Raw genomic sequence first — 13,281 nt, forward strand, 5'->3', positions numbered from 1 at the left:
TGGTGGCTGTTTTGTTATGATGAGCATAAGACAATCTTACATATGGAGGACATGTTTAATGATGGAAACAGAAAATACAAAAGCTGTTGAAGATCTATATTTTAACTTCTTACATGCGTGGAACGAGCGGAATTCACGTGCTATGGCTGATCATTTTACCAAGGACGGTGAGATGGTTGGGTATGATGGAAGTCAGGCATTTGGTCCTGAAGAAATTCATGCTCATCTCGAACCTATTTTCAGCAGCTTCCCAACACCTCCTTATTATGCAAAAGTGAAGAACATTTCCTTCTTAAATGATGATGCTGTTATTGTTCGCGCTATTGCTGGCATGGTGCCGGTAGGAAAAACTGAACTATCTCAAGAACTAAATACGCATCATACGGTGGTTGCAGTGAAAAATGATGAAAAATGGTTCATTAAACTTTTTCAAAACACACCTGCTCAATTCCATGGACGTCCTGAACTTCTGAATCAGATGACTGAGGAGCTTCGTGCATTGCTTCCTGAATAAAAACAAGGAAACCCGCTTAAGTTACAGCGGGTTTCTTCATATCTATTTTCTTAATATTTCCTTGAGCCCTTTATAAATCAATACGGCTCCAAAAACAAGAACCGTTAAAATCGCGATAATTTTAACAGCTGGACCGAATGCGGCTAAAAACGTGCCGCCTAGTGGAAGTGCAAGTAGAAAATAACCAGCTAATAAAGCCCCAATGAGTGTTAATACATTTGTATTAGACATATTGCGCCTCCTTATAACAGTTTTTCTTCTCGTTATAAGGTATGCGCCGATGTGGAGAGTGGTTAATTCTACATTATGCAGGTTTTATTAGGTAATTTGTCCAATCTAGGAGTTAATCTGTCCAATGTTCACGTTAATCTGTCCGATTCACATGATAATCTGTCCAATGTCCCTAATAATCTATCCAATCTAAGAATTAATTTGTCCATTCTTAAATCTTCAATAGATTCGTATAATCCTTCTTCGGCACGATGCCTTCTTCTCCAGCACGGTTCAATAGCGTTGTAATCGCCTCAAAGCCCTTGTCTCCAAGATCAGCGGTAAAATCATTCACATACAGATCGATATGGGATTTTGCAACGTCCTCTGAGAGCTCGCTCGCGTGCTGCATCACATAATCTCTAGATGCCTCAGGATTACGCCATGCATACTCTACCGATTTACGAATCCACTCAGAAATAGACTCTAAATCTAGTGAACGGCGTGCGATGATTGCTCCGAGTGGAATGGGTAGTCCCGTATCTTCTTCCCACCAGCTCCCCATATCAGCCAACAGATTTAACCCGTAATCTTGATACGTAAAGCGAGCTTCATGGATAACAAGACCTGCATCAATCTTGCCGTCTTTTACAGCGGGCATGATTTCATTAAACGGCATAACGATGATCTCGCCTACTCCGCCTGGTACATTTTGAGCCGCCCATAAACGAAACAGCATGTAAGCGGTAGAGCGTTCACTCGGAACAGCCACCCTTGCTCCAGACAGCATGTTAGGCGTAACATCACCTGGCTCCTTCACCAAAACTAACGGACCACATCCACGACCGAGCGCCCCTCCGCATGGAAGTAGAGCATATTTGTCCAAGACATAAGGAAGCGCTGCGTATGAGATCTTTAAGATATCAAGTTCATCTGACTCAGCAGCTAATCCGTTTGTAATATCAATATCTGCATATGTAACATCAAATTCTGGGGCACCAGAAACAAGACCATGTACCAATGCATGAAAAACAAACGTGTCATTGGGACATGGTGAAAAAGCAATACTCATTTTACTCATAACAAAACCTCCGCGATAACTTTACTAGCTCTCTCTAGTGTATCGAACGCTTCCTTCATACGCCAAGCAGAACGATCTCGCGGACCGATCGGATTTGATATCGAACGTATCTCAAGTACCGGCTTTCCAAATTCTTGTGCCGCTAGCGCTACCCCATAGCCTTCCATCGCTTCTGCTACAGCATCAGGCTCTCGATCCTGAAGACTCTTCGTAGTTTCAGAAGTTCCCGTCACAGTAGACAGTGTTAGAACGTGACCAAGCTGAACAGGTACTCCTGCGAGCTTTAATGACGTTAAACAATGCATGACCAGTTCGCTATCTGCTTTTATGCGAGTAGAAGCCCCAAAACCAAGTTCGTCTAATGTGATGAATCCATCAGGAGATTCTGCACCAAGATCTCCTGAAATCATCTCATCTGCAATAACAAGTGTTCCAACATCTGCTTTACCCTGAAAACCTCCTGCAATTCCCATATTGATCACAAGGTCATAGTCTTTTGTTAATAAAGCTTTTGTTGTTTGGATACCCGCTGAGATCGGACCTACTCCAGCTAAGACCACATCAACAGATGACGCTTGGCCAACCCCTCTTAAGATTGCCTCTTTCTCAGCAGCTACGGAAGTCATGATTAAAATACGGCGTTCGTTATTCATCGACATGAAGATCCCCTTTCGCCGGTTAGCTTAATTTTTCAATGAACACTACTTTTAAATAGTTACCCTCTTTGAACTCTTTGTGTGTTTTAAAATCTTGTGGAAGCTTAAATTCTTCCAAAATGTTATACGTGCTCCCTGTTTGTTTAAATGCTGAGGCGATCATCTCTTTAAATTTTTTCATTCCAAACGTTGAGCAATTAGAAGAAGCTACGATTACACCGTTTCTTTCTGTAATCTGAATCGCTTGTGCTAATAAATCTGGATAATCTTTCCCAGCACTGAACGTATGTTTCTTAGAACGCGCAAAGCTCGGCGGATCTAGAATGACAAGGTCGAATGACAGCTCTTTTCGAACGGCATATTTAAAGTAGTTGAACACATCTTCTACAATGATGTCGTGGTCCTCATAGTTCAAACCGTTCACACTGAACTGTTCTTGCGTCTTGCTTCGGCTTCTATTCGCTAAGTCAACGCTTGTCGTTTTCGCAGCTCCGCCAAGAGCAGCAGCAACTGAAAACGCACCTGTATAAGAGAACGTATTCAGAACGGTTTTCCCTTTCGCATATTGATCACGGATGGTCTTTCGCACATCACGCTGATCCAAGAACACACCGACCATTGCACCATCATTTAGATAAACGGCAAAGTGGATGCCGTTCTCTCTTACGATCAGTGGACTAGGCGCTTGTTCACCTTCAACAAAATCGTTATCATCGATATATTTTCCTTTTACTGCAAAACGCTTCTTCTCATAGATGCCTTTTACCTTAACAAGTTCTTTAAGCGAAGCGATCACTTCATCCTTAAATGAGTAGATGCCTTCACTATACCAAGTTAGAACGTAGTAGCCGTTATAGTGGTCGATCGTCAGCCCACCGATTCCGTCTCCCTCACCGTTAAAAACGCGGAATGCTGTGGTTTCATAATTGTTAAAAAGTTCTTGTCGATGGTTGATCGCTTTTTTCAGTTTCTTCTCAAAAAATTCTTGATCGATGAGTTCTTGTGAATTCTGCGTTAGTACCCAACCACGACCTTTATTTTGCTTGCCGTAGTATCCCTTACCTAGAAATACATTTTTTTCGTCAAACAATTCAATGATCGTTCCTTCTTCTTTCACGTTGCTAATATTCTGTACAGCATCCTCAGTGATTAGAGGGTAGCCTGTTTTTAAACCCTTCACATAAGAAGGTTTTACTTTTAATCGGACATTCTTCTTCATCTTGTCACCCGTTTCTTATTTTCGTTTTGCAGCAAGTAAACTTTAATCATAAAGTAACTTACTTCTTCAGGAAGTAATTCTTTGATTGGCTTTAACTTTTCTCCGCCGGCTTGTTGAATGGCATGTTCAATTTTTGAGACATAATCATCTGGAATAAGATCCTCCATCTGAACGTCCATTCCCTCTTGCATGCATTGAACGAGATGACTCTCGACCGTACTCACGGCCAGATTGCGGTGTTCAGCAATTTCATCTACAGACATTTTCTCTTTATAGAAAGTGTATGTTTCAAGATGAGAATCAGGCGTTGCCTTTTTTGCAGGTGCTTTTGAAACCGTACTTTGATCAGCACTTTCTCTTCGCTCAGGATGCTCAGCCAAATAATTAGAAATAGCAGAGATAAAACGCTCACCATATTTCTCTAGTTTATTTTGACCAACACCCGTCACACTCAAAAATTCAGTTCTTGACTCAGGCAGTTTCACGCACATATCTTTTAAAGCGGTATCTGCAAAAATAACGAACGGCGGAACGTTCTCCTGTTCTGCTATCGTCTTCCGCACGATTCGAAGTTCTTCAAATAGCGGATCATCTGCAGCCACTTGTTTGGTTACGACTGCTTCTTTACGCATGATTTGTTCTTTTCCAAGCAGAATATCTTTCCCTTTTTCTTTTATATAAAGAGTTGGGAACGTCCCATGCTCAACGGCAATGATTTCTTGTGAGATAAAAAATTCAATGAGATCTGTTATTTCTTTCGTGCTTTTTTCTTTCAACATGCCGTAAGTCGGTAGCTTATTAAATCTCATCTCTAAAACCTTTTTATTCTTGGAACCGGTCAAAACCTGTGCGATCAATGTCTTCCCGAACCGCTTTTGCCCCATACGCACAATACAGGATAATACGATCTGCGCCTCTCTTGTCACATCGATACTATCGCGATTATCGGTACAGTTTCCGCACCGACCGCATGGTGGAATTTCTTCATCACTAAAATAACGGACAATTGATTGCTGCAAACAGCTTTCGGTGTAGCAATAGTCCACCATGAGTTGAAGCTTCTCCAGCTCTTGCGCCATACGATCCTGCTCGCTAGACTGATCGATCAGAAAACGCTGTACTTGAACGTCTTGAGAAGAATACAGCAGGATACATTCACTTGGAAGTCCATCACGTCCAGCACGCCCAGCTTCTTGATAATAACTCTCCATGTTTTTAGGCAGCTGAAAATGGATAACATAACGGATATTCGATTTATCAATACCCATTCCAAATGCCGAAGTAGCCACCATAACCGATGACTCATCTTGAAGAAACTGCTCCTGCTGCTGCATGCGCTCGTTGTCATTCATCCCTGCGTGATAGCGAGAAACGTTGATGCCGCTTTTTTGCAGGGTTTCATAAAGCTGATCAACCGTCTTACGTGTTGCAGCGTATATGATTCCCGCTTCTTTCTCGTTCTTTTTAAGGAAATCTTTTAAATATGAAAGCCGGTCTTGTCCCTTAATCACGGAAAAGGATAAATTTTCACGTTCAAATCCTGTTAATACCGTCTTGTTCTCATCAATATCGAGAGACCAGCAGATGTCCTGACGAACACGTGGTGTAGCAGTTGCGGTTAACGCCAGTACCACCGGACGATTTGGAAGATTCCCGATCATTCTTTGAATACGTTGATAGCTCGGTCTGAAGTCGTGTCCCCATTGCGAGATACAGTGAGCTTCATCTACGGCAATTAAAGGGATATCAATCTGTCTCAAATGATCCATAAAGTCATAAGATTCTAGGCGTTCTGGTGCAATATATAAAAGTTTGTACTCACCGCTTTTTGCCCTATCCATTCGTTCTCTCGCCTCTGACGCTGTAAGTGAACTATTGATGAAGGCCGCGGATATACCTAACTGCAATAATGTATCAACCTGATCTTTCATTAAAGAAATTAAAGGAGAAATAACAATTGTCGTTCCTTCAAAAACAAGGGCAGGTATTTGATAACAGATCGATTTCCCGCCACCTGTAGGCATAACACAAAGGGTATCGTCACCTGCTAAAACCGATTGGATCGCTTGCTCTTGTCCATTTCGGAATGAAGAATAACCGTAATGCAAATTCAGCATTTGCTTTGCTTTTTCTATCAAAACTTAATTAGCCTCCCTCAGGTAGAGTCATCTCTTGATTATAAAGGTACTGACTCCACATAGCAAAGACACATCTTACCGTTTTCTTCCGATAAAATAGACAGACTACTTAATAAAATGTGATACATTAGGAATTGGAGAAAGAAATGAAAAAGGAGTTTTTTACATATGACAAATCATGAAAACAACAATTTGCCACCAAAAACATGTTCAATTGAAAGACTTGTGACGATGCCTGCTGATGTTGCTAAAGTTCTAGAAGGCAAGAAAACGGCAACTCGCCGAAACGGACGCTATGCAGACATTGGGGAAATCATGGAATTAGAAGGGTATTCGTTCGTAGTGAACAATGTATACCGACAATCTCTTGGTGAACTAACCGATCAACACGCTCAAGACGAAGGCTTTGCAACGGTTGAAGAGTACAAGAACGCTATTCTTTCCTACCACCCCGGTATGCCGTGGCTTCCTCATATGCAAGTATGGGTTCACGAATTCAGTCCTGCTAAAGGCTAAATCATAACTTGATGGATATTTTGTATCGCATTTTCTTGTATATCCATATTTTAAGCGTGATCATTTCTGTTGGGCCGTTCTTTATCTTGTTCCCACTGATTAAAAAGCTGCGAACAGCAACAGGTGATGAGATGCACGCCCACCTTGGCACGTTTCGGTTTGTCGTTTGGCTCGCCAAACACGCCGGTCACGTCTTGGTATTATCAGGTTTTTTGCTTGTTTTTACTGGACCATGGACGTGGGATACACCGTGGATCCTCATGACTTTAATCATCTTGTTCTGCTCGCTGTTCTTTTTAGCCCGCGCCTTTTCACCGACGCTTCGTAAGTTTGATGATGAAGTGCATGATAAAGTCGGACTAGCTTTGAAATTACAGCGTGCTGTTTGGATTTACCTCGGGTTATTGATGATCATGCTTTGGTTTATGGTTGGAAAGCCATATTTGTGGTTTTGAGATTGATTGATATGATTGTGGAAGCTGACTCTTGAGTTGTGAGGGGTCGGCTTTTTTTGACGTGGTGTCCTTTTGAGGTGGACAAATTTAGCTTGCCAGACTAAAAATGTGGATTGGAGCCTAAAACTCGTGGATTGAACGACTAAACTTTTGGATTCAGTGTGCTTTTTTCTGGATTCGGAAGCTATTTTGTGGATTCATTTGCTTGGTGTCTGGCTCGCACGGAAATGAGTGCCTAAATAAGAAGAAATTTGGCTCTCTGTTAGAATACATTAAGTATTAAACTCCATTTTCCGAACAGGAGGCATATAAGCATGGATTTACATCCAATCACAGTCATCGAAATTATGTTCACCTTAACTTTAATCAGCGCACTTTACATTGTTGCTATTTTTATTCCCAAAACAAAACGAAAAATCGGTTTATATACAGCCAGCACCATTTCAGCTCTCGTTTTACTATTTTTCATCATACGTCCCTTTTGGACTGACTATCATGTCTCCGTAAAAAAAGAACAGCTCACCCTATATTTAGAGAAGCAATTTCCTAATGAAAAGTGGCAGATTACACAAAACATCGGACGGCAATACAATCCTTATATCTTTTTAGTAGAGTTTCATAACGAAAAAGGTTGGAAGTATCACTATTTTGTTAAGAATGCAGACCACATTAGGCAAAACGGCTATTCTCATCCAGATGGAACAGGTAGAAAGAACGGAAAGCATATGCAACAAAATGATTGGTAAAAAAAGAAAACCTCCTTTACTTGGAGGTCTTACAGTTAAAATGACTCTCGTGTTGTTATAGTCAGCTCCCAACCCCTATTGATAACTCCTTGGTCTTGAGCAAATTGATCATATACATATAATCGCCATGCACCATTCGGATTCGTTCCATTAAAAACGCTAAGCGTCGTTCCATATGGAAGACCAGGGGCACCTGGTAATGCTGTAACTGGAGGAAAAGTACTTGGTTTATAAATGCCTGATGGAGGAATAGCATCTTCTGTCATAGAATTTACTGCAGCATCACTGAACGTATACGTAGCATTCACAACACCAGGACTAAAGCCTCCAACTGTAGACATTAAGATGACATTCTGTCCTTGAGGACCTACTAGTAATATCTGTAGATCTGCTAAATATGAATGCGTGAGGTTACGAAGAGTTACCGTCACATTTGTAATTGTTCCACTTAAACCTGACACATTAATGAACGAGGGATAAGGTGTTGCAGCTCCACTATCAGGAATTGTAATAACATTAGGATTAAAAAACCGATTTATATTTACAGCCGTTCTGCTACAGATAACCGCTGTAATACATCCACAATCTAAAGCAAGCATTTGGTTACCACTCGTAATACCCACTACACAGTTTCCATTGATACCTTGAAAAATAAATGGAAACTGCCTACTCCCTACTAATAGGACGACAGCTTGCCCGTATTTTAAACATCTTAACGTGTGACAAACACATGAATCTATCATTGTTTCCCACCTCCCTTTATACGGTTACTTCTACAATATGCATGTCTCCTACTTTTGCTTAGGTCGTACAGTATATATTTTCAAAAAGAATGAAAACCCTTTCATTATCTAATAATATTAAATATTTTAAAAATTTATAAAATTCCCCTTGTCCCACTCTTTTTAAGCTGTTATGATTGTGAACATTATATTTCTTAAAACACCACAGAAGGGACATATGCAGCATGAAGAAATTATTATTGATTGTCTTGATTTCCGCTCCATTTATTGCACAACTGGTCGTTCTACCGTTCGTAAACAGGATTGATCCTATCATTTTCGGCCTTCCGTTTCTTCAGTTTTGGTTGTTTTTGTGGATTGTTTTAACTCCTTTTTGCACATTAGGAATCTATCATCTTCAGAAATCAGAAGGGAGCTTGGATTAAATGCAGCAGGGTAATCTTACAGCGCTATCTATCACTATTTTTATTATCTTAACGGTCGTTTTGATTGGTTTTCTTGCCGGCAGGGACAAAGCTACACGTAGTTCTGTTGAAGAATGGTCTGTCGGCGGAAGACGCTTTGGTGGCCTACTCGTCTGGTTTCTAGTAGGGGCTGATCTTTACACAGCTTACACGTTCCTAGGATTAACGAGCACCGCTTACACAGCTGGTAGTCTCGCATTCTTCGCAATTCCCTATTCGGTTCTTGCGTATTTCATCTCTTATTTTTTCCTTCCGAAGTTATGGAAAGTGGCAAATGAGCATAAGTTAACGACTCTAGCAGACTATGCTCGTGAACGTTTTGACTCTAAGCTATTATCTTCACTCATCGCCATCGTTGGCGTTCTTATGCTGATTCCATATATCTGTCTGCAGCTGAGTGGTATTCAAGATACGCTACAGGTTGCTGGGACAGGCTTTATAAATGTTAAAGTGGTCGTGATCACCTCTTTCTTGCTTGTTGCACTATATACATTTTTCAGTGGAATCAAAGGACCGACTTATACAGCAATCATAAAAGATGTTCTAGTATGGGCGATCATGTTATTCATGGTTGTATCTCTTCCAATCATGCACTTTGGTGGCTGGAACCCCATGGTTGATAAAATCGTGACAGAGGCTCCTCATCTTTTAACGATTCCAGAATCAGGACCAAAAGGTGTGATGTGGTTCATTACAGCAGCTTTCGTGTCATCACTCGCTCTTTTTATGTGGGCACATGCAGCTACAGGTGTTTTCACAGCAAAAAGTGCAGATGCCATTCGAAAAAACGCACTGTATTTGCCGCTTTATAATATCGTTTTAATTCTAGTCGTATTCCTTGGTTTCATCGCCTTTCTAGTTTTACCAGATGGTACGGATCCAAGGTTTGCTCTTCTTGCATTGATCCAAACGTCTTATGGTGGAATTGGTCAGGGATTAGCGTACTCAACAATTGCACTTGCTTCACTTATTCCATGCTCCATCATGGCGATTGGTGCATCGAACCTTTTCGCAAACAACATCTACCGCGACCTCATCAATCCAAAAGTAAAAGGCGCAAAACTAACGATGATTACTCGCGGCATGGTTTTCGTTGTCATCGGACTCGCCTTATTGTTCGGTCTTGTGTTTCCGCAAGCTCTCGTTTCCCTACAGTTGCTTGGTGTATCGGGAATGGTACAGATTTTCCCAGCGATCGTTATCAGTTTGTTCTGGAGAAATCAATCTAGAGAAGCTACCATTATCGGTCTGATTGTCGGACTTGTTGTTACCTTCACAGTCTACTCAACAGGTACAAGTCTCGGAATCTATGAAGGTTTCTGGGGATTGATGGCTAACTTTGCAACGGTAGTCGTATTGAATCCAATCTTCATTAAAAAGGCGAAGCATTCATCAAACGCTGTAAAAGATTACTTGTTTGATCAGTCATCAAAAGAAGAACAACTTGTACGAAAAGGAGCATGACTTTTACTCTATAAATGAAAGAAGCTTGAGTCCGAAATTTTTCAGACTCAAGCTTTTTTAGTAACATCGGCAGAGCTATAAATCATTCAGTTCTTTTTTTACAATATCTAAAAGCACCGTGTTCTGATCGGTCTGAACCATCCCTTTATTCTCTCTATTATTTAGATAGTAAGGCAGTTCCAACACATCCTTTAGTCTTCCTTCCGTTAAGAATGGCGTAGTCACTTTTAATTGGATATCATCACGCTGTAAAGGTAGTGTTGAAGCGAGGATATAACCCCAATCCACACCCGTCTTGTTTGAGAAATTATGAAAGGGAATCGTGAAAAGTCCACATTCTTTTAACGTCTTTTCAATGCTCCACATATATTCTGGCATCAGGTTGACGGTCGAACAAGCAATGGATAGAACACCACCAGGGTTTAAGTGTTCCTTTAACTCATGATAAAACTCTAAAGAAAACAATCGGGATAGACTTGGACACTTTTCCGTGGGCTCTGGTATATCCACAATGATTACGTCCCAAGCTTCTAGGCTTTGTTCCACAAAACTTCTACCATCTTGAATCATAGTTCTCACTTTATGATGATTTAATGCACCTTCATTGAATGCCACCAAACGATCGAAGCTTTTTCCAAGGTCCATCATCTCTGCATCAATATCGACTGCAATAATTTCGTCAACTTCTTCATAGCGTAAAGCTTCTCGGACACTGATTCCGCCTCCGCCACCGATGATTAAGATACGTCTAACCTCTTTTGCAGCTGCCATCGGAACATGTACGATCACTTCGGCATACTCATTCTCATCTTCTTTCGTACCAAACATGATTTCACCATTGCTATAGACCCATACTTCTTCTCCTACTTCGACTAATGCAATTTTTTGTGTAGATGTATGAAACGTTTGAATCACTCTAAAGTTTTGGTTGGGTCTCTGACCATCATTTATATAAGATATAACAGACCCGTTTCCCCATAGAATCCAGTATAAGTAGACACTTGCTTCTATTATAAAAACTGCGGCTGCACCAACCGTTAGCCACATGAGTTCATCCACTATGAACACTCCTTATTTTTCAACAAGCTTTATTCTCATTCTTATTCATTTATCCGGCATGTGGTGTTGAAAAACTTGTACATAAGCAAAATTTAGGCATCTGCATAGACTAATGCGACAATCACTTTTTGGAGGTTATCTTATGAGTTATATGAATCCACAACAACAGCAGCAAGGCAGCGGTCAACAGCAGAGTGATGGGCAGCAGCAAGCTCTTCAACTATCTCTGCAACTCATTAAAGAAGCCGTTGCTGGCGAAAGAGAAGATCAATTATTTTACGAATACTTAATTTCTGAAGCACCTACGAACGAAGAAAAATTAATCATTGCTTCCATTCGCGATGATGAGAAACGACATAACAAGCTTTTCAGAATGATCTACAAAGATCTCACCGGTCAAGAAGTTCCACCTGTGAACGGAGAAGAGTTTCAAAAACCAAAAACCTATAAAGACGGTCTTGTAAAAGCTTTGTTTGGGGAACTTGCTGCTGTCGAAAAATATCGTGTCATTCGCCAAGGACTTCCTAATACGTATTATCGAGACATTCTTTTTAACATCATTACAGATGAGATCAAACACAGTGCAAAGTACAACTATTTATATACGTTAAACAGTCAACCAAGTTCTCCTCGTTCTGTTCAACAAGCACACCGAATGCCACAAACAGAGAGCATAGCGGATCAATGGGTTTCGTACATTGACCCACTTGTCAAAAGAGCGTTAAAAGAGACGGAAGAAGGCATTAATCTTACTCATCTCTATCAGGAATTTATTTTATCTGGTGTTCTTGTTGGTCAAGGGTTCACACCTCAACAAGCAATTGAACAAGTAGAAGAGTGGGAAAAAACAGGAGAATCTCAGCTATTGAAAAAGAGCAAGATGATGGGAAACCAAGTAAGATAGGGGAAGAGAGGGATGGAATCTACACAAATATATTCAAAGCCTTTTATTGGCGATCAATTTCCGGAAATGACGGTTCATACAACCCTTGGGGATCTTGTCCTACCAACAAGCTATCAAGGTCATTGGTTTGTCCTCTTTAGCCATCCAGGTGACTTTACACCCGTGTGTACAACAGAGTTTGTTGCGTTCCAAAAGCTCATGCCAGAGTTTAGAAAACTAAACACTTACTTAATCGGATTATCTGTAGAACAAGTGTACTCTCACATAAAGTGGATTGAATGGATACAGCAGAACTTGAAAGTAGAGATTACTTTTCCGATTATAGCGGATAGTCTTGGCAAGATTGCTACTAGACTTGGAATGATCCATCCTACCATGGGAACAAGAACGGTGAGAAGTGTTTATATCGTTGATCCGACAGGTAAAATTCGTCTTATTCTTACGTATCCCGAAAATGTCGGCCGTAATATCAACGAAATTCTAAGAGCGGTGAAGGCGTTGCAGACAGCAGATAGAAATAAAGCAGCAACACCTGCAAACTGGCCGAAAAATGAACTAGTCGGAGACCGTCTGATCGTTCCCGCACCTACAACCGTACAAGAAGCGAAAAAACGGGCAGAACAAGCACAGGCCGGAGAGATCGAATGCTACGATTGGTGGTTATGCACAAAACCTCTTCATGATAGATAAAGAGCAGCCTTGAGTAAGGCTGCTCTCTTTATGTCCACATATTCACTATGCAGTTTTAATTTTAACGATAAAATAATAATACTTATACATCACAACAAGGATTAAGATCACTCTTGCGACCATGCTGTCTGTAAGGATAAAAGTAATCAAGATCATCGAGTCTGAAAACAGGCTAATCATGATCTTTTTCTTTTTTGTCAGTGAGCGATTTCTTACAAAATCATCTAGATGTTTTTTATAAATGTCGGTTCCTTTAAACCACATTTCAAACTTTTTTGAACCTTTTACGAAAAAATAAGACGCGAGTAATAAGAGTGGTGTTGTAGGAAGCAACGGCAACACAATTCCAATCACACCTAAACCAAGGAAAAAGAACCCCAATGCTACAAATATGATGTTTTTTATTTTCATTGGAATTCTCA

16 protein-coding genes are annotated in these 13,281 nt (G+C 40.6%); 8 read left to right on the forward strand and 8 right to left on the reverse strand.

All coding sequences use genetic code 11. The features are described from left to right. The first annotated feature begins 61 nt into the window (after positions 1–61). Positions 62–514 carry an SgcJ/EcaC family oxidoreductase gene (locus I5J82_RS18080; protein WP_198769283.1) on the forward strand — a complete coding sequence of 151 codons (453 nt, stop codon included), beginning with the start codon at positions 62–64 and terminating at the stop codon, positions 512–514. Between the two features lie 42 nt (positions 515–556). On the opposite strand, the gene I5J82_RS18085 is transcribed toward I5J82_RS18080, so the two are convergent. From I5J82_RS18085 to recQ, 5 genes are all read right to left on the reverse strand, one after another. Beyond that, positions 557–745 carry a hypothetical protein gene (locus tag I5J82_RS18085; protein ID WP_066390930.1) on the reverse strand — a complete coding sequence of 63 codons (189 nt, stop codon included), beginning with the start codon at positions 743–745 and terminating at the stop codon, positions 557–559. Between the two features lie 211 nt (positions 746–956). Further along, complete coding sequence (locus I5J82_RS18090; protein WP_198769284.1) at positions 957–1,796, reverse strand: 1,4-dihydroxy-6-naphtoate synthase; 840 nt, start codon at positions 1,794–1,796, stop codon at positions 957–959. A gap of 5 nt (positions 1,797–1,801) precedes the next feature. Continuing rightward, entirely contained in the window at positions 1,802–2,464 is a 663-nt protein-coding gene (locus I5J82_RS18095) for a futalosine hydrolase (protein ID WP_198769192.1), read from the reverse strand. Positions 2,465–2,483: 19 nt separating this feature from the next. Beyond that, positions 2,484–3,680, reverse strand: a complete 1,197-nt coding sequence (locus tag I5J82_RS18100; RefSeq protein WP_198769193.1) for a class I SAM-dependent rRNA methyltransferase — start codon at positions 3,678–3,680, stop codon at positions 2,484–2,486. Next, complete coding sequence (gene recQ / locus I5J82_RS18105) at positions 3,677–5,818, reverse strand: DNA helicase RecQ (RefSeq protein ID WP_198769194.1); 2,142 nt, start codon at positions 5,816–5,818, stop codon at positions 3,677–3,679. The genes I5J82_RS18100 and recQ overlap by 4 nt, the downstream gene beginning before the upstream one ends. A 168-nt stretch (positions 5,819–5,986) precedes the next feature. Here recQ and I5J82_RS18110 point away from each other — a divergent pair, with 168 nt between their 5' ends. From I5J82_RS18110 to I5J82_RS18120, 3 genes are all read left to right on the forward strand, one after another. Further along, positions 5,987–6,334, forward strand: coding sequence for an ASCH domain-containing protein (locus I5J82_RS18110; RefSeq protein WP_198769195.1), 348 nt, complete (start codon positions 5,987–5,989; stop codon positions 6,332–6,334). A 17-nt stretch (positions 6,335–6,351) separates the two neighbouring features. Beyond that, complete coding sequence (locus tag I5J82_RS18115) at positions 6,352–6,789, forward strand: hypothetical protein (protein WP_198769285.1); 438 nt, start codon at positions 6,352–6,354, stop codon at positions 6,787–6,789. 314 nt (positions 6,790–7,103) lie between these two features. Then, positions 7,104–7,535 carry a hypothetical protein gene (locus I5J82_RS18120; protein ID WP_198769196.1) on the forward strand — a complete coding sequence of 144 codons (432 nt, stop codon included), beginning with the start codon at positions 7,104–7,106 and terminating at the stop codon, positions 7,533–7,535. A 35-nt stretch (positions 7,536–7,570) separates the two neighbouring features. Here the strand turns inward: I5J82_RS18120 and I5J82_RS18125 are convergent, their stop codons facing one another. Continuing rightward, positions 7,571–8,278 carry a proprotein convertase P-domain-containing protein gene (locus I5J82_RS18125; protein ID WP_198769197.1) on the reverse strand — a complete coding sequence of 236 codons (708 nt, stop codon included), beginning with the start codon at positions 8,276–8,278 and terminating at the stop codon, positions 7,571–7,573. A 224-nt stretch (positions 8,279–8,502) separates the two neighbouring features. Here I5J82_RS18125 and I5J82_RS18130 point away from each other — a divergent pair, with 224 nt between their 5' ends. Both I5J82_RS18130 and I5J82_RS18135 read left to right on the forward strand, forming a co-directional pair. Beyond that, on the forward strand, positions 8,503–8,703 hold the full coding sequence (locus I5J82_RS18130; RefSeq protein WP_144704243.1) for a DUF3311 domain-containing protein: 201 nt from the start codon (positions 8,503–8,505) through the stop codon (positions 8,701–8,703). Continuing rightward, on the forward strand, positions 8,704–10,206 hold the full coding sequence (locus tag I5J82_RS18135) for a sodium:solute symporter family protein (RefSeq protein WP_198769198.1): 1,503 nt from the start codon (positions 8,704–8,706) through the stop codon (positions 10,204–10,206). It begins immediately after the preceding gene. A gap of 75 nt (positions 10,207–10,281) precedes the next feature. Here I5J82_RS18135 and I5J82_RS18140 read toward each other — a convergent pair whose 3' ends face one another. Then, the gene (locus I5J82_RS18140; protein ID WP_198769199.1) at positions 10,282–11,265 is read right to left on the reverse strand and encodes a spermidine synthase; all 984 of its coding nucleotides are present in this window, start codon (positions 11,263–11,265) and stop codon (positions 10,282–10,284) included. Positions 11,266–11,407: 142 nt separating this feature from the next. Between I5J82_RS18140 and I5J82_RS18145 the strand changes: the two genes are divergently transcribed. Together I5J82_RS18145 and I5J82_RS18150 are read left to right on the forward strand one after the other, a co-directional pair. Then, on the forward strand, positions 11,408–12,169 hold the full coding sequence (locus tag I5J82_RS18145; RefSeq protein ID WP_198769200.1) for a ferritin-like domain-containing protein: 762 nt from the start codon (positions 11,408–11,410) through the stop codon (positions 12,167–12,169). 12 nt (positions 12,170–12,181) lie between these two features. Continuing rightward, positions 12,182–12,859 (forward strand): peroxiredoxin, encoded by a 678-nt coding sequence (locus tag I5J82_RS18150; RefSeq protein WP_198769201.1) that lies wholly within the window; start codon positions 12,182–12,184, stop codon positions 12,857–12,859. Positions 12,860–12,904: 45 nt separating this feature from the next. Here I5J82_RS18150 and I5J82_RS18155 read toward each other — a convergent pair whose 3' ends face one another. After that, on the reverse strand, positions 12,905–13,270 hold the full coding sequence (locus tag I5J82_RS18155) for a YbaN family protein (protein WP_198769202.1): 366 nt from the start codon (positions 13,268–13,270) through the stop codon (positions 12,905–12,907). Between the last annotated feature and the right edge of the window lie 11 nt (positions 13,271–13,281).

The organism is Fictibacillus halophilus, from assembly GCF_016401385.1.
GTDB lineage: Bacteria > Bacillota > Bacilli > Bacillales > Fictibacillaceae > Fictibacillus > Fictibacillus halophilus.